Genomic DNA, 17,993 nt, shown 5'->3' with positions numbered 1-17,993 from the left:
CTTTCGTTGTTGATTCATCGCTCGACGGTGGTTGTGTTGGACAATGCCCGGATTCACACAGCGGGCTACATCCAAATGATGCGGCCGATTTGGGAAGCCAGAGGGCTATATTTGTTTTTCCTGCCTGTCTACTGTCCCCATCTCAACCTTGCCGAAACCTTATGGCGACATCTGAAAGGGGGGTGGTTGAGGCCCGAGGATTATTTGACTAATGATGATTTAGCCTATGCCCTGAATCGCTGTTTGACGAATGTGGGTGGAAAGTTAAGCATCAACTTCAGTGCTTTTAATGCAAACCAATAAGCGAGGATTACTTAGTATAGTATGATAGCTCTTTTAAGCAACTAAACGTAAGTAGTCTGGTAAAGCATACTAAACGTAGTTGACATGATGTCAAAGGTTCCTCATAGCGTATAGTCACCCGTTTGGTCGAATACCTGCACGACAGAAAGCTAGCGCACTTATCCAGCTGATTAGAGGAGGTTACAGAGCTTCCAGTAATCATGTAAATTACCTCGCGTATGGAATCGATTACGTACAAATGTGGCAATGATGTAATTGATCGATGGTATTCTATAATATATAGTAGGATTAAAACAATCAATTTTGATGGCGAGTATCAAAAAAGTAGACATACGAGCGACTACTTAAATGGGTAATTTGCTGCCAGATAAAGATTCAGTAAATAAGGATGGGTATTCACCCGAATATATAGTACTCGGCTGGCTTGATGCCGCCACCAATTTCCACCGGTGTTATACGCACGTAATTACCTATGTTAGCCAGCACGTACCTGGACAAGATTTGCGAAAAGGCAATCCATTAGATACAGGCCAATTCCCCATAGGTCAGCTACACAGGATGCTTATCCAGATGCGACGGGAGGTAGAAATGCTAGCCCAAGACATGGGTCAGGGAAGGGGGTTTACGAAGCTATCGGTTCGGAAGAGTCATAAAAAACTGGCTACCCATACGCTATTTTTAAATCGATTGACGTATCAGGCACAGCTCAGGCTTGACTTGGTTAGTAGGTCTGCCTCCTAGTGGGCAAGAATCAATTGAGTAGACATTGGCGGCAAACAAGCATTTCTGAGCAAGCGCTACCGTTGGCAAGTAACGCACCATTTCTCCACTGAGAATAGGGTACACTGGCTTAATATCGGATTGTCGAAGTGACTCCAAGCAAAGTTTTTAAGGGTAAAAAAGAGGAAGGTAAAAAGGGCTCGTCTACTTAGATGATCCCTTTTTTGTTACCTGGGGTACCTATTAATTACGCCTTCTTTCTCGTAGTTTGAGTAATACCTGGATCGCTATTCACTGGGCGGTCCAGGTGCTCCGGGATAAGCGGCTCTCAACGGCTGACCGTCAGGTATATGAGGAAATGCTTAACCGAAATGGCGCAGACTTACAGGCGGTTTTGCCGCAGATGCTAGTTTGTCTAAAACAACTGCCCAGGCAAGCCCCAGTGAAGCTATGTTTGCGTCTTTAACCGGCTCACTGGAGCTGTTTCTCGCTCAGCAAACAAGCCATAACCTGGCTTAACTGAAGAAACACAGTATCGATTTAAAGCAGCTGATTATCTCATCCCTAAATCCATAGAGTTAGTCAAACAAGGGATTTAGTAGGCGATTAACGTTGGGAGGTCAACTTTGTGTGAATACGCATCTAAGAGAATGGGCCTATGGCCTTGGTTGGCTATTCCTGCCCCTAAGTAAACATGCCGGTAGTGGCTGAATAAGCCATTGCCTCGGGTGATCTTGTTGGAGATTAATGGGTCCTTCAAAAATGGCTTTGAGACCCTGGAAGACTTACGCAGTAACCCAGCCTACGCTCACTTACCGGTGATCATGCTAACGACCTCTTCAGCCCCCGAAGACCGTCAGCGGTCAATCCGCTTAGGGGTTAATCAGTTTTTGACCAAGCCATTGGGCTACGAGTCCTTGAGGCAGATGGCGCATGAATTAGCTCAGCAATGGGCCTTGCTGTAAGCGATTGTCCATCACCAATACTCCACATCCTTCCCACTTGCCGCTTGCTTAAAGCTTTGCGGACGCCCGACAGCGAGCGAGCAGTATCTTATTCTGACCGATTTTTTCTTCGAGCTTGGCCTGCGTTTGAGCTAGATTGGCGCTGACCTGGACTAGCTGCCGGGCGAGCTGTGCGAGGGTAACCCGCTGTTGCTGATGAATCCGACGAATTCGCCTGGTAGCTACCTGATGAGGAGGCTGCGGGGTAATAAAATTCGGTTTATCGTATAAAGCCTGCGGCTGTAGTTGTTCACTCTGCTCCAATCCAGCCGGACTACATACAGTGGTCGATGCTGACGCATCTGTATCCACCTGATGAATTAAGTTAATCAAGCGGGTCTGAGTCTGGGAATCAACGCGATCAATGACCCGCTCGGCTACCGCGAAGATGTACTGTTCAAGAAGGTTGCTAAAAGACGGCATCGGTTTCATGGGGATAGTGGATAGAAAGTAGACGCTTGACAGTAAAGGCCGGTAGTTTGGTAGCTCAGGCAGTGGCTTTCTCCAGCGCCTGATAGCTGTACTGAATCTGCTCGACGGCCCCCAGCCAATCCGCCAGCGTTTCTCTGAAGGCAGCCTCCTCCATAGGTAGGGAGCAGGAAGTTGGGAATGGTTTCTTCATAGTAGCCGTTTTGTTTAATACCAGGTATATAGAACAGGTTAAAGATTAAACAAAAAAGCGACTTATTGTTCTTTTTTAAGAAAAAATAAATATATTCATAGATGTTCATAGGAGGTAAGTAGTGATACCCCCGGTTCTTCCTCCGGGAACGTCTGCTGATTCATCCACTAGTAATAAGTAATAAGGGCACGCTCAGTGGCATGCGGTCAAATCGTCCCCACCTAAAAACAGCCACTACTCATTGAGCAAATGGCTGTAGGTTATGGATCGGAATAGTCTAACTCGTTTGTAGCAAAAACTACTCCGGGATCTAATGGCAATCGCGGCAGGTCCTTCTGTGAGCCTACGGCCCAGCGAAACAGCCATCACTCAGGCGAGTAATGGCTGTCGGTCATGAATCGAATAATAGGCTCCTGAGTAAAACCAATTCCCAAGTTATTTAGAAAGCTACTAGCCCCCACTAGTGAGCCAACGGGTCAACCAATAGCTCTGACAAGTTGCCGAAGTCGTTTTTGATAAAGTCTACCTGTCCACTAGCAAATCAATAACTCAGTTCGTAAGAAATTAGCCCCTAATGTTACCACTTAATAAATATTATAAATAAAATGTAACTAAAACATGTATTAATTCGTCTATACTCATATCCACATAGATGAGTTTCAAGATGAAGCTAACTGTAAAGAATGTAATTGACCTTTGGTTCGCCGAGGATACGCCCATCCGTCGATATAAGATAAAAATCAACCCCAAGCCCTGGCAAATTTGTCAGCAAGTTGGCCAGGAGTTCAAAGCTCCTTCCGGCAGGACAGACCCCACTCAGTATCGAAAATCGGACAAAGTAGCTTTTGCCAGGTTAGTTCTGGCCGGTTTAGCTGAGACGGAGGTCTATACTGAGCAAGGCCTTTACGAACTTGCCTAACAGGGCCCGACATTCTGGTAAAATTCAATGTGCATATCCCGGCAATATTCAACACTTACTGATTCAACTTTGAGGTTGGCATCTAATTCATTACGTATTTATTTGGGTGACTCTAAAGGTGGGATTAAAACTTCGTCTCCTTCTTCGTCAGTTGTCAGATAACTAGGCGCAAACACATCGCCAAAAATATCACTGAAACCCTGAAAAGTGAAGAATCTATTGGGAATAGATAAGAAGTCCCTGCCAATCGAATTTATAGCCCAGTTCCTCCCTTTACAGGTCAGCAAAATCAGTCTAGTCCCACATGAGGGATACATAGCCAACTGGCTATAGAGATACTTAACCCATGAGAAAGTTAAATAAACGGGTCGAACAAAAGCTACTCTTCAATTCCCAACTCAAAGAACGGAATCAAAACCTGACTCAGGAGGCAGCGGCCCAGTATAGCTTACGTTGCAAACATAAAAAAGAACAGGATCTGCTAGAGATGGATTGGCAGGCCACCAAGTCTAGTCGAGCGGTATTGGCCGAACGACAAGCGCAGGAGTGGAGTGAGTTAAAGCAACAGTGCCTGGACAAGCGAGCTGATCTACTGCAACAACATGGTCAAGTAAGGGCGTTACTTGACCAACATTTAAGTCTATTACGATAAAAATCTTTAGGCACTTGCCAGCGAAGCATCTTCTAGGGCGACTTAAACCGTCTGATGCGACTCCCTCAGACTGGTTGCATTGCCACATGTTCATGAAATAGCCACACACTTCTAGTATCTGGCTTTTATGTGTAGTAAGCGGATAAAGTCTAAGACGGGTTTCAATTAACCAGGAAATAAACCTACCAACCCTATAGAACCCTTTTCGTAGGTTTAGGGGGGAGGTCATACTACATTTTCCCAGAAATAAAACGGCTCAGCCATCATTGGCAGGACCGTTTTGCTTATTATTTGGATATGGCTGGTGTTCAGAAAGGTTGCCCTTAACTGTTAGGGCTTCTGTCCTTCGGCAATTAGGCCCAGGTGATATTCAGCTTCGGCGGCTACCATCGGCTCGCCATTGAACCAGATGAGCCGGTCGGGTGGGCATATATTGCCTTTTGCGTCAACGGTCTGGGCAAAGCGGCCATAGATGGCAAATTCATGGACGCCATAGGCTTCACACAAGGCGATTAGTTGTTTCTCGAATTCGGTATCAGATTGGGTCGTTTTCATGGTAGTGGCGATTATTTGACGGGTTTAGAAGGTGCTTGAGCGCATTCAACTTTAAGCACAAATAGGACCATCTGTAGAGGTATAGTGATGTAATCATCTTTGAAGTCTGGATGGTCAAACCCCAACGTGATGGAATTAACATCCACTTTCTTGACTCGGCCAAAGCTAAATTGACGTGCCCTATTCTTATGCTCCCGGAAAAGCACACTTGCTACGCTACCCTTTTTATAGGAATCAGCTTTGCCCAGGATCACACAGGAAAGGCTATCGCCCTTTTGAATCATGGGGCTCATCTTATCATGAAAGGCTCGGAACGATTTCCGGTCACGCCATTCGTTAGGTTCAGCCTGAATATGGTCAGGAACGAGATAAGGAGCTAATACGGATTTATTGGCATCTTCAAGAGAGACCGTGTATTTTCCTTCCCCTGATTTTATTAGGTTAATAAGATACTCCAGGTGAACAACATGGGGGCAAGCCTTTCCCGGACTTCTCTTTTTTCACTGACACTCAAAATGAGGTAGTCCGATTTAGCGGCACACCTCAAAGCCTTGATCAGCGTGAAAAGTTAATCTTTAGTCGCTTTTGTAGATGAGTTTGACTAGGTAGAGAAGCCGACTGACTAGCCCTGTACTATTTTATGTTTGAACCACTAAGGCTAGCAAAGGTTGGATAAGTAAACATACCTGCTAAACGATACAGACATGAAGATGAACACGCAATCCTTAGTCAACCTGGAGGTGAGCCTTAAGGAGTTAATGGATGCCTTTGCGCAGTTACCCCTGAAGCCAGATGGCGCGCAGCAACATTATGCAGTCAAATTTCCTGTTACCAACGATTATGGCAATAGCTGTGAACGAGAACTGCTGTTTAACTGGAACCCCCAATACAACGACTGGGAGATCAATACGAAAGGTCATGATTTACTCATCACCGCTTCTAGCCGATAAACTTTCTTATAGCAGAGAGGCTGCATCAACGAGATGTATCGAATAGTAAAAGCAGCATTGGTCGATACATTAGTTTTTTCTATTCTTCGTGTAACTAACTAATAATCAGCATCGATTTCAAATCGACACCCCTAGTTGATTACTTCGGGATTTTTCCGAAGTGATCTGTATCGCTACTGTTCTCATAATCAACGAAGACCGCCAAAAGGATTTCGACTTTATCGCTACAAGGTTGGATCGTTTCCTATACATGCTAATTCATTCAATTTCAAATTACTTTGTTAGGCCAGGTGCAGACAGCATCAGGCTTTTTATGAGATAAGTTGATTCATCCATTATAGCTTAAAAGAAAGCGCTTATTTTGCTATCTAATTAGGCTACTCCATTTTCTATGCGTCAAACGTTTTACTTCTGTTTACTACTTATATTCCCCAGTGCTTTACTAGCCCAGTCCAATTATCAGTCTAATTACATAGCCAATACGCCCAATTCACCTTCTCCTGGTTACTCAAATACACTAGTGGGCCCTTTTGCTGGCAACAGTAGTATGTCAGGCCAATACAATACCTTTCTGGGCAACCAGGCAGGATTTTCTAATACGACAGGGGCATCGAATACCTTGATCGGCCACCAAACGGGCTTCTACAATACCAGTGGGAACTATAATGCCTTGATAGGATTTAGCACCGGTTATGGTAATACTACGGGCTCTTACAATGTATCCATTGGCTATGCGACAGGTATCAATAATCGGTAGGGCAATCGTAACGTCCTTTTAGGAGCGCAGGCCGGGGTAGGTAACTTTTACGGCTGGAATAACATTGTCATTGGTGCTCGCGCGGGATTCAGCTATTTTAACAACAGTTATAATATTATGATTGGCGACTCGGCAGGCTTTAACACTACGTCGGATAACAGCCTGTTTATAAGGTCAAAAGCGGGCTTTTCGAACGTAAAAGGTAATGTTAACACCTTCATTGGCTATCAATCTGGTTACAGTGCTGTTGCTGACTCCAATACGTTCGTAGGTTATCAAGCAGGTTATATTACGACTACAGGCAAAGGAAACACATTTCTTGGGGCCACTTCAGGCCGTAATAACACCACGGGTAGCCACAACACCTTTGTGGGCAATGGAGCTGGGCCCACTAATAGTAGTTCTGATGATAATGTTTATATAGGCTACAATACGGGCAGCCATGACGATGGCTCCAGTAACACCTTTCTGGGTTCGAATGCCGATGCAGTTACCCCAGGCCTGGCGAACGCTACTGCCATTGGTTCGGGGGGCCAGAGTAGCCATTAGTAATGCCGTGATTTTAGGCCATCAGGTCAACGTGGGCATTGGTACATCGGCACCAGGAACCCGGCTGGAAGTAGTCAGTAAGTCACCCAACGAAAGCGGCCTACGACTAACGAATCTAACCAGCCGGAGCCAGTCAGCACAGGCTACCGATCAGTTCTTAACGGTCAATGAAAAAAGGGATGTAATCAAAGCCCGCTATCAGCTCCGAATCAGCAACGCCAGCGAATGGAGTGACAAAGTATTCAGTCCGGCTTATGCGTTACGCCCCCTTAGTGCAATCGCTTCGTATGTTGGTCAGTATGGTCATTTGCCCGGTATTCCCTCCGCGGATGAAGTAACTGAGTAGGGCATAGATTTAACGAAACTGAACGCTGCCTTACTAGAGAAAATTGAAGAACTGACGTTATACAGTATTCAGTTGGAAAAGCAGAATCAACAACAAGGCCAGGAGTTACAATCCATCAAGCAGAAGCAGGTTCAGATTGAGCTGATGCTAAAAGAGGTATTAAATCGAAAGTAAAGAGATGACTACTTTATGAATAAAGCCCCTCTAATCGTTCAGTGGGGCTTAGTCATATTAGGTCTTTCCATTAGATCTACGCTTTAGCGAGACGCGTGGCCTATGTATCACCTTGTTTCCTACTTGATAGCAGCAATAGCGGCAGCGTAATCGGGCTCTTGCCCTATTTCCGGTACTTGTTGCTCGTAGACGATCTTTCCTTCGGGATTCACTACAATGACCGCCCGACTTAACAGGCCTTTCATAGGTCCGTCCGCAATCTGAACCCCGTAAGAGTATCCAAAATCCGTTCTGAAATCAGAAAGCATCACTACATTTTTAATGCCCTCCGCCCCACAAAAAGCTTTCTGGGCAAAAGGCAGATCTTTGGAAATACAGAGCACAGTGGTGTTTTTTAGTCCAGCCGCATCCTCATTAAACTTCCGTACCGATTTGGAACAAACACCGGTATTCACACTGGGGAAAATATTCATGATCACATATTTGCCTTTATAATCGGCTAACGTGTTATCCTTAAGATCAATCCCGGTCAAAGTGAAATCTTTGACCGATGTTCCCACCGCTGGTAGTTTACCAACGGTATGAATGGTTTTACCCCCTAGTGTAATGGTTGTACCTGTCGTTTGGGCTAACGAAATACCGGTCATGAATAGTCCGGCAAATACCAAAAAAAAGACTTTAAAGGCGTATATGGTGTTTTTGATAGCGGTCATAAATGCATTCCATTGAGGGTGATTGCTCAAATGTACAAAGAAACCATCAATGAAAACCAATCATTATAGCCGATACAAATCCTTAGCGCGCACTCCACTTGTGCGACGTATCGGTGTAATAACGGGCAGTAGTTTAATGCGTTGCAATCTGAAGCGCGTTGACTGTTTTATGAACTTATACGGCAAGAAGGCTCATATACCGTTGACCTCAACAAATATGCTGGAAGGTGCGCAGCAGAGAGAGAGGTTATTGTTGGGTCACCTGGTAAATGAGGTAAGCAATCATACCATTTTCTGAGGCATACCAGTTAATAGTGTTCGTTCCAAAACACGATCCAACTACAGCCAGACCTACTATTAATACGTAAGGGATTCCTTAGATAGTCACGCTGGAAAGTAGTCGGGGCGAGAGAAAAAACAGGGCGGCATCGCTCCCAAACGGCCAGATAGTCTTATAGACCAATGGTTATCTTACAAGTATGGCTTTTACTTCAAGGGTTAATCAATTTTCAGTATATCGGCTGATAAATGGTGGTGTACCTTCTCAATCACAAACTCAGACAAGGATGAATTAATGATACGTTGACTATGGGGTGACAACTTGAGTCACTATTTAACTCAAGTTGGTAGTTGGGAAATCCTATCACCTACCGTCGCATCAAACAGGCGTGGCTTTTGCACAACTCGGTCAGTGTGTAAAACTGTACAAGCCCACCTGTTATAAACAATTAGCACCTACCTTTCCTAGCCTTTTACGTGTATTTAGGAGGGTAGTCCCAGGTAGGTAGCTGAGAAGCATTTCGTCGTATCAGGTAGCCCCCTACTACCGTTGTTAACAGCATTGAAACAACGACAACTGGCCATAACTGACCTACGTCCGATGGCCCGAAAATTCGTCCCATCCATCCCGATTATCCATTGAATCCCCTTGTGCGAAGGATCTAAAATACTTGTCCTATAAGTCGTCACACCCATGACTGTAGTGGATGTAAAAGAGCCAGGCTGCTTGACTGCGTTCTCGAAGGAAGTAATGGTGGTTTCCGTGAAAAAGCCTGTGGGGTCTGACTTTTCAGGCGGTAATCGATAGACCTGGGATTGCGGAGTACCCCCAATGACCTTCAAGCCTGCCCTTAACAGTCGTGCTTCTTGGCTAAGCGTAGGCGGTATGGTAATTGTCGTCGCCCTCGAGTCGTCTTTACAACTAAACATGAGCAGACTCCCAACTAGTAAGTCCAAAAACAATAGATGCGTTTTCATAGACATACAACTGGATATTGAGGGGTTGTAAAAGTATTAACTATTAATTTTCAAACACAAGTTAACTGATTACGAATAAATTCAGACGAGGTTCTGACTAGTACTTTTCCTACAAGTCTTTCATCAAGAATAGTTCCTGATGAAAGACTAAGAAGTGTTGATGATCTTACCCCAGATAGAGACAATAAATCCGCGCTGATTCAGCTTGACTCGTAATCATTGATTAACGATTGCTCACCAAAATCGGAAACTCGCTTCGGCTTATTCGAGAACTGCGAATTGCTCATTGTCAGCAAAATCAATAGCCTATAATGGTCCAAACACCTTTTTTTTCTCTTGAATGTAAATTTTTTATTGGTAGTTGCTCCCGTTTCTCTTAGTTAAGTTGTGGCAGATCTTATATCTGTGCAGCCATTTGTTAATAGATTCTACTCAGAAAGCGGCAGTTCGTACAACTTGTCTACTGATTGGTTTGGTCATACTATAAGCCGTTTTAACCCGTCAAGTACTATAAAAAATGCAAGAAATTAATTTCTACAATAACTTTGAGGCTTTGTAATTTAACTATTTTTCACCTTTCAGTTATAAATAGTATAGAATTCAGTGAAATCAAATACAATAGATTAATAAATTTAGTATTAATAAATATTGACTAATTCTGTAAGTTATTGAAAGTTTGTATATAATTATTTTTCAATACCTTTTGACATAAATCAATTAAACCCGTAAACAAATTAGCCAAATGAAAACTCATTTCGAGGTAATTAATTCTTCTTCCGATGAGGTTAATGTTGATCGGGCCCTAAAGAACTGGATAAAGGCGGTCGCTACTTTCCATGAATGTTATAGCAAACTCGCGGCCCATATGAGCCAGAAGGAGTTGCATCGACACATGCCTAAATTCTTATACGTTGGTCAGTGCTCTAAACGTCAAATTACTACCTTACTCAAGCGGATGGGAAGTGAGTTGGAACGGTTAATCCAAGATATGGATCGAGGAGAGGGGACTAATCAACTATCTACTCCAATGGACTTCAGAAAGCTGGTTCAGCACACCTGTCTGTTAAATCGATTAAACGATCAGGCCAGAATCAGGCTCCACTTAATAAGTCAACCGGCTTCATAGCCAAAAAGGTAGCCAGAAATCCTTCCATAGTAGGTAGGGCTATTGCTTACGTGGTTTGGTAATGGATTTTTCCAGTGTTTTAACGGCTGTATGGATGGATTTGTCTGACGGGAACTGACGACTAACCTGCCGAACATAGCTTAGAAGTAACTTCTGAAACAGCTCTAGTGAATCTTCATTAGAAGGGCTAGTTTTTTCATTGGACGAAGAGGTCATTTTAGAAGGAATAAAAGGATAATTAACCTATGAATGAAAATTGAATTATAGAACACAACTAGTTTACTGCTTATTGGTTATTTATTAGCCATAAGCCTAGGTTAACGGTATTTTTAAAAAGCAGCGAAAGGACGTAAGTTACTGCTCAGTAAAATGGGAGTTGATGTCTATTAGTCAATTCGTTTCTGTATCAAGGGTAATTGTTGTCAACCTAATCAATTCTGGTATATACGGAACTAAAAAGGAGGTCCGGAAAACGGATTCCGTAGCCTCCTTTCTTTATTCACAGCACCATATTCACAAACTTGGCCCTTTCACTCGCCCTGGGTTCTTTCTTCCCCTGCGCCACTTTGAGCATCAGCTTGGGCAAAGCACTGGGTACACTCATTAACCGGGTGGTGCTACTCACGATGTTCTGACTCATCGCAATTAGCTGCTTAGCCTGTTTGTTAAGATCATGCTGACGACATACACGTATAGCCTCCACTCGGACGTTTAGATCTGTTGGTAACAGTCCATCCTTATACGCTTGCTTCAGAGCCGCTTTAAATTTGTTAAAATAACTAACAGCTGAGTTAGTAGCTAATGTCACTCCGTTTTGACGAAGTGAGTAAGAAATTTCGAAAATCTCGGCATTTCGTTTCGGTTAAGTCAGTCTGTTTAAGACTACCATCTGAAAAATCATTCAGGTAGATCAACATGCTTTCCCAGCCAGTTTTATTGATCCCTACGCGTTCCTCCGCCAACCGCTCACAATACTTTACAAAACAAGTATCCAGGTTCTTTTTGGAAAGAAACCCATAAGATCCGGCCTGCACTTCGATTTGTCGTCTTGCCCGAATCGTTTCGGCTAGCGCTAACGTTTCAGCCTTTTGCTCTTTATCGGCTGGCGTCTTTGGTCGGCTGAATAAGTACAGCCGTAGAAACTCATGCCGTGTCTGCTTACCAGTGTTAGGATGAGCAATGGCGGGATAAAAATCCAAGTATAGTGTTTTACGACCTTTAGAAATGGGTTTGGTCCGTAGCATTACTTTAATCATTTGAATAGTAGATAAGCCTAGTGAGTACTTGATCCAGCCAATAATTCATCAATATGAGTTTTAGCCACATAGGCATATCTACCCTTATACTGCTTTGGGATAGCGTTGCGCCGAATCAAATCATAAAGGGTTTTATCCGATATGACGTATTTCTGCTGGACCTCTTGGAGAGTATAACATTCCTCTAAGGGTGTAGTATCAATTTGCTTAATTGGGGCCATCGGTATTACTGGCTGACCAGTAAAGATATGGTCAATAGCTGATCGGCGAATAAGCGTTTTTTTTACGCTGATGTTTACCGCAGGTATTGTTTCTGCCTGAATCAAATTGTAGATGGTTTGCCGCGAACTATTGAGCAGTGTAGCGGCATCGTGTACGGTTAAAAACTCTTTGCTTTTAATCGTATCAATCGCTTTAATGTCCGTGCGAGCTTTTGTTTGCCGATGACTACCGTCAATCTTGACAGCCTTTTTACGGGCATTGTAAGCCAGCTTTGCACATTGATTACCACACGTTTGAGTAACAGTAGTCCGTGCTTCAAATTCTTTTCCGCAATATGCGCAAAGCCGTTTTATTCGAATATTAGATGGCATATCAAATAGTCTTTTATATCCTGTAGTATGCGATTGTGTTTAAAAGTGTCCAAATATTTCGCATTCTTACATGAATAGTTGCCAATATTCTGGCGTTGAGGTACATCTATGGTACAAATAATCACTTAACAAACAAGCATTACTCCTCACTAAACATATACTATAAAAACAAAAAAAGCCCATTTTCAGGGCTTTAAGAGATATTTAGTGATGTATACAAAAAGGTTGTTAAGGAGAGTTAGTTTCCCTCTTTGAAGAATACCCGCTTCACACGTTCACTGACACCCGTCAGAATTTCATACGGTATTGTCCCGATACATTGTGCCAGTTCGGTGATGGGAATTTCGTTCCCAAAAACGACTACTTCGTCGCCCTCCGTGGCCGAAGCCGCGGTTACGTCAATCATCGTCATATCCATGCAGATATTGCCTACCGTCGGGCAACGTGTGCCATTCACCCAAACCTCCCCAATACCGTTCCCGAGTCGACGGTCGTAACCATCAGCATACCCAATAGCGATAGTGGCAATACGGGCGTTGTGGTCGAGTACCGCCCGGCGGCTGTAACCCACTGATTCGCCAGCCTGAACGGTTTTAATCTGACTGATCACGGTACGTAGTGTACCCACCATCTGCAATGCCGATTGATTCATGCCGGTGGCTTCAACGCCATAGAGACCAATCCCCAGCCGGACCATATCAAGTTTATAATCCGGGAAGCGCACTATACCCGCCGAATTGAGCAGATGGCGCGTGGGTTTGTACCCCAACGCCATTTCGAGCGTATCGGTAGCCCGCAGAAACGTTGTGTGCTGCTGCTGTGAAAACGTATTGAACTGCGCATCATCGGCCCCAACCAGATGACTAAATACCGTGGCCACGCGCATGTCAGGGTGACTTTTCAGGTAATTCGCTACGTCTGCCAGCTCCGTTTCCAGAAACCCCAGCCGATGCATGCCCGTGTCAATTTTTAAGTGCAGGGAGTATGGTGCGTGGTGCGTGGAGGACGGATCAGGGAGTAGAAAAGTATTTATATTACCACGCGCCATGCCCCTCGCGCCAGGCTCCTCACTCCTCGCTCCATGCCCTCTGCCCCAGGCCAGAAAGTCGCCCCACTCACGCAGTAACCGCATGCTGTAGATCTCTGGCTCCAGGTTGTACTCCAGCAACGTAGCGAAGGTTTCGGGAGCAGGGTTCATCACCATAATTGGCAGTGTAACGCCGTTCTGGCGAAGCTGTACGCCCTCATCTGCATAGGCCACCCCCAGGTAATCGACCCGGTGAAACTGAAGCAGTTGGGCCACTTCGGCACTACCGCTCCCATAGGCAAAGGCTTTCACCATCACCATGAGTTGCGTGTTTGACCCAACCTTTTCCCGATAATAATTCAGGTTATGCGTCAGCGCATCGAGGTTAATTTCGAGCACGGTACCATGAACTTTTCGTTCCAGTCGAGCTACAATCCGCTCAAACGAGAACGGCCGGGCCCCTTTTACCAACACCGTGCTGTCGCGTAGCTCCTTAAACGCAAAGTGGGTCAGGAAGTCGTCGGTAGTTGGATAGAATAAACTGGTGTCCGCAAAGAACCGGGCATTCCGACTCACCACCGGCCCGATGCCAATGAAGTGCGCCACGTCATTCGCTCGCATCATGGCGCCAACCTGCTCATACAAATCCGCTTCGGGTTGACCCGACTGCAACACATCCGACAAAATGACCACTCGTCGGTTTCGGGTACTTTGCTGATGCTGGAAACTTAACGCGAGTTGCAAACCCACTACGTCATTGTTGTATGAATCATCGATCACCACGCAATTATTGATGCCCTCTTTCTGCTCCAGTCGCATGGAAACCGGCCGCAGTCGGTTCAGTCGCGACTGGAGTTCGTCCCGGCTACGGGGTTTCAGCGTCAGGATGGTTACGATGCAGTGCATCAGATTTTCTACGGAAGCCGGATCAACAAACGGCAGCTTTACCGTCATGGAAACGCCAGATGGCCCTTGCAGCACCAAATGATTACCATCCATAACCCCCTGATACGTTGCCTTCCGACCTTTCAGCGACCACGTAACAAGCCGCATATCTGGATTGACGGCTTTCAGAAGCATATTCACTTCTTCATCTATTCCCATGTAATCGACGCAGTAAATCAGGGTGTTGACGTGGATGAAGAGCCGGAGTTTTTCGGCAATTTTCTGCTTATGCGTCCGAAACCCTTCGTCGTGGGCCGTACCGATATTGGTAAAAATGCCAATGGTTGGCCGGATAATGGCCTCCAGCGCCTGCATCTCCTGCGCTTTGGAAATACCGGCCTCGAAGATGCCCAACGTATGACTATCGTTCAGTTCATGCACCGACAGAGGTACACCCAACTGCGAATTGTAGCTTTTGGGGCTTTTAGCGACTACGAACGAATTGGTTGCCTCTCCCCCATCGAGCAGTTGAGCCAGCCATTCTTTCACGATGGTTTTGCCGTTGCTTCCCGTGATGCCAATGACCGGAATATGGAACTGTCGGCGATGTTCGGCCGCCAGCGATTGCAGCGTTTCCAGACTACTGTCCACCTCAATAATCGTAGCCTCCGCATAACTGGCTAACTCAGCCCGTCGATCCGGCGTCAGGGAAGCTCGCTCGACAACAAACTGACGCACACCCTTTTGGTATAAGTCGCCAATGAAATCGTGCCCGTCGTGATGTTCCCCTTTGATCGCAAAAAAAACAGCATCGGCCACCCGAGCGTCGGTGGATTTGCCGGTCACCTGCCGGGAGTCAGTTAACCATACCCGATTACCTAACTCAATATCTGTCAATACCATAAGAAGTCATTCGATCAGTCAGCCATTCAACTATTGAGTTACTGACGCATTTAATTTACATCCACCGACGTCGACGGAAATATGTAATCATACCTATCGTCACCACCACCATTACGCCCCAAACCACAAAGTAGCCATTGCGGGTTTTTAGTTCAGGCATGTTTTCGAAGTTCATGCCATACACGCCAACGATAAACGTTAAGGGCATAAAAATTGCCGAGAAAATCGTGAGCGTTTTCATGACCGAGTTCATGCGGTTGCTGACGATCGAATAATAAACGTCCATCAGGCCGGAGGTAAGTTCCCGATAGGACTCAAGCGTTTCAATGATCTGGTTTACGTGGTCGGCCAGATCGTGCAAATAGGGCAGCGTGTTATGCTGAATCAGCTCGGATTCTTCGCGAAGCAACGTAGCAATGACGTCTCGTAGCGGATGAACCGTTCGGCGAATGAAGGCCAGTTCACGTTTGAGTTTGTAGAGGATGCCCAGCGTTTGCTGCGTGGCCCGCTCCTGCACAATTTCATCCTCCAGCTCGTCCATTTTCTCGCCAATCCGTTCGGTAATCAGGAAATAATGATCGACAATTACGTCCATCAACGCGTAAAGTAGATAGTCGGCTCCGTTGCGACGGGTCTTGCCCGACGACAGTTTGATACGTTCAATAACCGGATCAAATATGTCTTTTGACCGCTCTTCCTGAAACGAGATCAGGTAGTTTTTACCCAGCACCAGACTAACGTGTTCAATCTCGATTTCCTGCCGCTCCCGACTATGATGGAGCATTTTGAGCGTCACAAACACCACCGTATCGTCATACAGGTCGATCTTCGGCTTTTGCTCGGTATTGAGTACGTCTTCAAGTAACAGAGGGTGCAGATGAAACTGCTTACCAAGAGCCGCCACTACCTGTGGTTCATGAATCCCATCGACATCAATCCAGTGAACATAGGGGGTTTCAGGAACTGGTAACTGACAGGCAATCAGCTTGGTCGGTGCGTCGATATGATAATCGGTCGCATTGTAGTCAATACGTTTGATTTTTGTCGCGTGTTCGATTTCTACCCCCACGTAGGTAAGTGTACCGGGCGACGTACCGAGGGTCTTCTCGGCCGAGCGGTTGTGTCGGCGTCTCGACATAGTTTATCAAATAGGCGGTCCAACGGACAACTCCTTTTTCGGATCAAAGATAAACCAACTACTACGTGTCTTATCTAATGTTCAGAAAATCGTATGTTAACGGTATGTATCGCTCCTTCCTTTTCCTCATAACAGCCGCTTTTTTACTGAACGCCTGCAGTAGTGGCAAAACGGCGCTTAAACAAGGCAGGTTTGATCTTGCCGTCAAGAAAGCCGCCCAACGGCTTGGCCAGCGACCGGGTCTAAGTAAGCGGGGGCATCCGGCCGCTACGCTGGTGTTGAAACAGGCGTTCGTCCAGGCCTACAAACAGCATCAGACGGCCATTCGTCGGTTATCGTCCCCTGCCAGCACCACTGATTTTCGGTGGGAAGCCGTGTATCGGGAATATGAACAACTTCAGACGCTGACCGACAATGCGCGTCGTGGGCTACCAGCAACCTGCGACAGTTGTGCTACGTGGCTGGCGGCCTATCCGGCAACGTATCAGGATCGGCAGCAGGAAACCCGGGAATTAGCAGCCGCGGACCGGTATGCGCTGGCTGAACAGGCATTTGCCTATCGGGAAGAAAACCGCTTGGCGGCAAAGGATGCCTACCTAAATTACCGGAAAGCGCTGGACTGGGTACCGAATTACCGGCAAGCACGTGCCAAATCAGACGAGGCTTTCCCCTTTGCTATTTTGCGGGTAGTTGTGGAGCCGCTCAGTCCGACGAACGAAATTAATCCCAACGATAATCAGGAATTACAACAGTTGATTCTGCAACAGATTGGCCGGAATGCAACCCCATCAACCTTTGTCCGGCTTTACCCCCCCGACGAAATGGCTGGCGAATCCACCGCACCGGCGGACCGGCCGGGCGAGGGTTACCCCATTCATCAGGCCATTCAGATGGTTGTGACGGATTATACGGGCTACAATGAAAGTAATTCATCATCATCTACCACCGTTTACAGTAATCAGGAATATAAAGTGGGCGAGAAGAAAATCAATGATTCGACCAAAGTCGACATCAAAGAAAAAGTACATGGTACGCTAACAACGTATCGACGGGAAATTAGGGCGGGGCTTGACCTCAGGATGCGGGCAATCGAAACACAAACCGGGAAAGTACTCTGGGAAGAACCCATCTGGGAAAGCCGGACCTGGCAAACTGAATGGCAAACCTTCAGTGGGGATGATCGTGCCTTGAACGGTCAATCGCTGAAAAGTGCCAATATGTTTCCACCCTCCCGCTGGCAACTCTACGACAGCATGCGGGATGAACTGGCCGAGGATGTGGCCCGGCGATTACAGGCGAAGTATAAAAGCGATTAGCAGTTGCCCCCGCCCCTGAGTTCAAGGGCTAATGTTGTAAAGGTTTTAGAAAACGTACTTAAACCGCTCTAAATTTGGGCTTTTTCACCCCTAAATCCCCTGAAGGGAACTTTGCTCGAGCTTGGATAAAGTCCCCTTCAGGGGATTTAGGGGTGAAAAAGCCCACTGATAAGCAATTTTGACCAGCGTATCAAACCCCTACAAGATTAGAGTTCAAGGGGAGTGGTG

Annotated in this window: 19 protein-coding genes and 1 pseudogene; 10 read left to right on the top strand and 10 right to left on the bottom strand. The window is 45.8% G+C overall.

Going from position 1 to position 17,993, the window contains the following annotated elements:
- The 3 genes from BM202_RS31255 to BM202_RS31245 form a co-directional block, all read left to right on the top strand.
- The coding region (locus BM202_RS31255; RefSeq protein WP_177236751.1) for a transposase at window positions 1-303 on the top strand (303 nt) is incomplete at its 5' end.
- 348 nt (window positions 304-651) lie between these two features.
- The gene (locus BM202_RS31250; protein WP_093833640.1) at window positions 652-1,044 is read left to right on the top strand and encodes a hypothetical protein; all 393 of its coding nucleotides are present in this window, start codon (window positions 652-654) and stop codon (window positions 1,042-1,044) included.
- 707 nt (window positions 1,045-1,751) lie between these two features.
- The gene (locus BM202_RS31245) at window positions 1,752-1,988 is read left to right on the top strand and encodes a response regulator (RefSeq protein ID WP_245776867.1); all 237 of its coding nucleotides are present in this window, start codon (window positions 1,752-1,754) and stop codon (window positions 1,986-1,988) included.
- 48 nt (window positions 1,989-2,036) lie between these two features.
- Here BM202_RS31245 and BM202_RS31240 read toward each other — a convergent pair whose 3' ends face one another.
- Together BM202_RS31240 and BM202_RS38850 are read right to left on the bottom strand one after the other, a co-directional pair.
- On the bottom strand, window positions 2,037-2,459 hold the full coding sequence (locus BM202_RS31240; protein ID WP_093833636.1) for a hypothetical protein: 423 nt from the start codon (window positions 2,457-2,459) through the stop codon (window positions 2,037-2,039).
- Between the two features lie 55 nt (window positions 2,460-2,514).
- Window positions 2,515-2,649 carry a hypothetical protein gene (locus BM202_RS38850; RefSeq protein WP_262507739.1) on the bottom strand — a complete coding sequence of 45 codons (135 nt, stop codon included), beginning with the start codon at window positions 2,647-2,649 and terminating at the stop codon, window positions 2,515-2,517.
- Between the two features lie 664 nt (window positions 2,650-3,313).
- Between BM202_RS38850 and BM202_RS31235 the strand changes: the two genes are divergently transcribed.
- Window positions 3,314-3,568, top strand: a complete 255-nt coding sequence (locus tag BM202_RS31235; RefSeq protein ID WP_245776865.1) for a hypothetical protein — start codon at window positions 3,314-3,316, stop codon at window positions 3,566-3,568.
- Between the two features lie 346 nt (window positions 3,569-3,914).
- A complete protein-coding gene (locus BM202_RS31230; RefSeq protein ID WP_093833632.1) occupies window positions 3,915-4,220 on the top strand; it encodes a hypothetical protein in 306 nt (101 codons plus the stop codon).
- 330 nt (window positions 4,221-4,550) lie between these two features.
- On the opposite strand, the gene BM202_RS31225 is transcribed toward BM202_RS31230, so the two are convergent.
- Window positions 4,551-4,775 carry a hypothetical protein gene (locus tag BM202_RS31225; RefSeq protein WP_093833630.1) on the bottom strand — a complete coding sequence of 75 codons (225 nt, stop codon included), beginning with the start codon at window positions 4,773-4,775 and terminating at the stop codon, window positions 4,551-4,553.
- 710 nt (window positions 4,776-5,485) lie between these two features.
- Here BM202_RS31225 and BM202_RS31215 point away from each other — a divergent pair.
- The 4 genes from BM202_RS31215 (at window position 5,486) to BM202_RS38955 (ending at window position 7,377) form a co-directional block, all read left to right on the top strand.
- Entirely contained in the window at window positions 5,486-5,725 is a 240-nt protein-coding gene (locus tag BM202_RS31215) for a hypothetical protein (RefSeq protein ID WP_245776864.1), read from the top strand.
- A gap of 391 nt (window positions 5,726-6,116) precedes the next feature.
- Window positions 6,117-6,482 (top strand): hypothetical protein, encoded by a 366-nt coding sequence (locus BM202_RS38965; protein WP_317039734.1) that lies wholly within the window; start codon window positions 6,117-6,119, stop codon window positions 6,480-6,482.
- Window positions 6,483-6,599: 117 nt separating this feature from the next.
- Entirely contained in the window at window positions 6,600-7,031 is a 432-nt protein-coding gene (locus tag BM202_RS38960; RefSeq protein WP_317039733.1) for a hypothetical protein, read from the top strand.
- A complete protein-coding gene (locus BM202_RS38955) occupies window positions 6,931-7,377 on the top strand; it encodes a hypothetical protein (RefSeq protein WP_317039732.1) in 447 nt (148 codons plus the stop codon). The genes BM202_RS38960 and BM202_RS38955 overlap by 101 nt, the downstream gene beginning before the upstream one ends.
- 293 nt (window positions 7,378-7,670) lie before the next feature.
- On the opposite strand, the gene tpx is transcribed toward BM202_RS38955, so the two are convergent.
- The 7 genes and pseudogenes from tpx to corA all read right to left on the bottom strand — a co-directional run bounded on the left by tpx (window position 7,671) and on the right by corA (window position 16,449).
- The gene (gene tpx / locus BM202_RS31205) at window positions 7,671-8,264 is read right to left on the bottom strand and encodes a thiol peroxidase (RefSeq protein WP_093833625.1); all 594 of its coding nucleotides are present in this window, start codon (window positions 8,262-8,264) and stop codon (window positions 7,671-7,673) included.
- 2,882 nt (window positions 8,265-11,146) lie between these two features.
- Window positions 11,147-11,287 carry a hypothetical protein gene (locus tag BM202_RS38485; protein ID WP_245776863.1) on the bottom strand — a complete coding sequence of 47 codons (141 nt, stop codon included), beginning with the start codon at window positions 11,285-11,287 and terminating at the stop codon, window positions 11,147-11,149.
- Between the two features lie 114 nt (window positions 11,288-11,401).
- Window positions 11,402-11,455 (bottom strand): annotated as a pseudogene (locus BM202_RS39175) (hypothetical protein); the annotation flags it as partial.
- A complete protein-coding gene (locus tag BM202_RS31185; RefSeq protein ID WP_177236750.1) occupies window positions 11,439-11,891 on the bottom strand; it encodes an Arm DNA-binding domain-containing protein in 453 nt (150 codons plus the stop codon). The gene BM202_RS31185 and the pseudogene BM202_RS39175, both read right to left, overlap by 17 nt.
- A gap of 29 nt (window positions 11,892-11,920) precedes the next feature.
- On the bottom strand, window positions 11,921-12,496 hold the full coding sequence (locus BM202_RS31180) for a helix-turn-helix domain-containing protein (RefSeq protein ID WP_093833615.1): 576 nt from the start codon (window positions 12,494-12,496) through the stop codon (window positions 11,921-11,923).
- A gap of 238 nt (window positions 12,497-12,734) precedes the next feature.
- On the bottom strand, window positions 12,735-15,311 hold the full coding sequence (alr, locus tag BM202_RS31175; RefSeq protein ID WP_093833613.1) for an alanine racemase: 2,577 nt from the start codon (window positions 15,309-15,311) through the stop codon (window positions 12,735-12,737).
- Between the two features lie 55 nt (window positions 15,312-15,366).
- Window positions 15,367-16,449: a magnesium/cobalt transporter CorA gene (gene corA, locus BM202_RS31170; RefSeq protein WP_093833611.1), complete on the bottom strand. Its 1,083-nt coding sequence runs from the start codon at window positions 16,447-16,449 to the stop codon at window positions 15,367-15,369.
- A gap of 104 nt (window positions 16,450-16,553) precedes the next feature.
- Here corA and BM202_RS31165 point away from each other — a divergent pair, with 104 nt between their 5' ends.
- Window positions 16,554-17,765, top strand: coding sequence for a hypothetical protein (locus tag BM202_RS31165; RefSeq protein WP_093833656.1), 1,212 nt, complete (start codon window positions 16,554-16,556; stop codon window positions 17,763-17,765).
- Window positions 17,766-17,993: the final 228 nt, after the last annotated feature.

The sequence above is a fragment of the Spirosoma endophyticum genome, assembly GCF_900112365.1.
Taxonomy (GTDB): Bacteria; Bacteroidota; Bacteroidia; order Cytophagales; family Spirosomataceae; genus Spirosoma; species Spirosoma endophyticum.
This window is presented reverse-complemented; position numbering and strand designations above follow the sequence as displayed.

What these genes read in the sequence shown, in the direction of transcription:
- BM202_RS31250 (WP_093833640.1), top strand. Translation starts at nt 652, where the DNA reads ATGGGTAATTTGCTGCCAGATAAAGATTCAGTAAATAAGGATGGGTAT.
- BM202_RS31240 (WP_093833636.1), bottom strand. Translation starts at nt 2,459, where the DNA reads ATGAAACCGATGCCGTCTTTTAGCAACCTTCTTGAACAGTACATCTTC.
- BM202_RS38850 (WP_262507739.1), bottom strand. Translation starts at nt 2,649, where the DNA reads ATGAAGAAACCATTCCCAACTTCCTGCTCCCTACCTATGGAGGAGGCT.
- BM202_RS31235 (WP_245776865.1), top strand. Translation starts at nt 3,314, where the DNA reads ATGAAGCTAACTGTAAAGAATGTAATTGACCTTTGGTTCGCCGAGGAT.
- BM202_RS31230 (WP_093833632.1), top strand. Translation starts at nt 3,915, where the DNA reads ATGAGAAAGTTAAATAAACGGGTCGAACAAAAGCTACTCTTCAATTCC.
- BM202_RS31225 (WP_093833630.1), bottom strand. Translation starts at nt 4,775, where the DNA reads ATGAAAACGACCCAATCTGATACCGAATTCGAGAAACAACTAATCGCC.
- BM202_RS31215 (WP_245776864.1), top strand. Translation starts at nt 5,486, where the DNA reads ATGAACACGCAATCCTTAGTCAACCTGGAGGTGAGCCTTAAGGAGTTA.
- BM202_RS38965 (WP_317039734.1), top strand. Translation starts at nt 6,117, where the DNA reads ATGCGTCAAACGTTTTACTTCTGTTTACTACTTATATTCCCCAGTGCT.
- BM202_RS38960 (WP_317039733.1), top strand. Translation starts at nt 6,600, where the DNA reads ATGATTGGCGACTCGGCAGGCTTTAACACTACGTCGGATAACAGCCTG.
- BM202_RS38955 (WP_317039732.1), top strand. Translation starts at nt 6,931, where the DNA reads ATGGCTCCAGTAACACCTTTCTGGGTTCGAATGCCGATGCAGTTACCC.
- tpx (WP_093833625.1), bottom strand. Translation starts at nt 8,264, where the DNA reads ATGACCGCTATCAAAAACACCATATACGCCTTTAAAGTCTTTTTTTTG.
- BM202_RS38485 (WP_245776863.1), bottom strand. Translation starts at nt 11,287, where the DNA reads ATGAGTCAGAACATCGTGAGTAGCACCACCCGGTTAATGAGTGTACCC.
- BM202_RS31185 (WP_177236750.1), bottom strand. Translation starts at nt 11,891, where the DNA reads ATGCTACGGACCAAACCCATTTCTAAAGGTCGTAAAACACTATACTTG.
- BM202_RS31180 (WP_093833615.1), bottom strand. Translation starts at nt 12,496, where the DNA reads ATGCCATCTAATATTCGAATAAAACGGCTTTGCGCATATTGCGGAAAA.
- alr (WP_093833613.1), bottom strand. Translation starts at nt 15,311, where the DNA reads ATGGTATTGACAGATATTGAGTTAGGTAATCGGGTATGGTTAACTGAC.
- corA (WP_093833611.1), bottom strand. Translation starts at nt 16,449, where the DNA reads ATGTCGAGACGCCGACACAACCGCTCGGCCGAGAAGACCCTCGGTACG.
- BM202_RS31165 (WP_093833656.1), top strand. Translation starts at nt 16,554, where the DNA reads ATGTATCGCTCCTTCCTTTTCCTCATAACAGCCGCTTTTTTACTGAAC.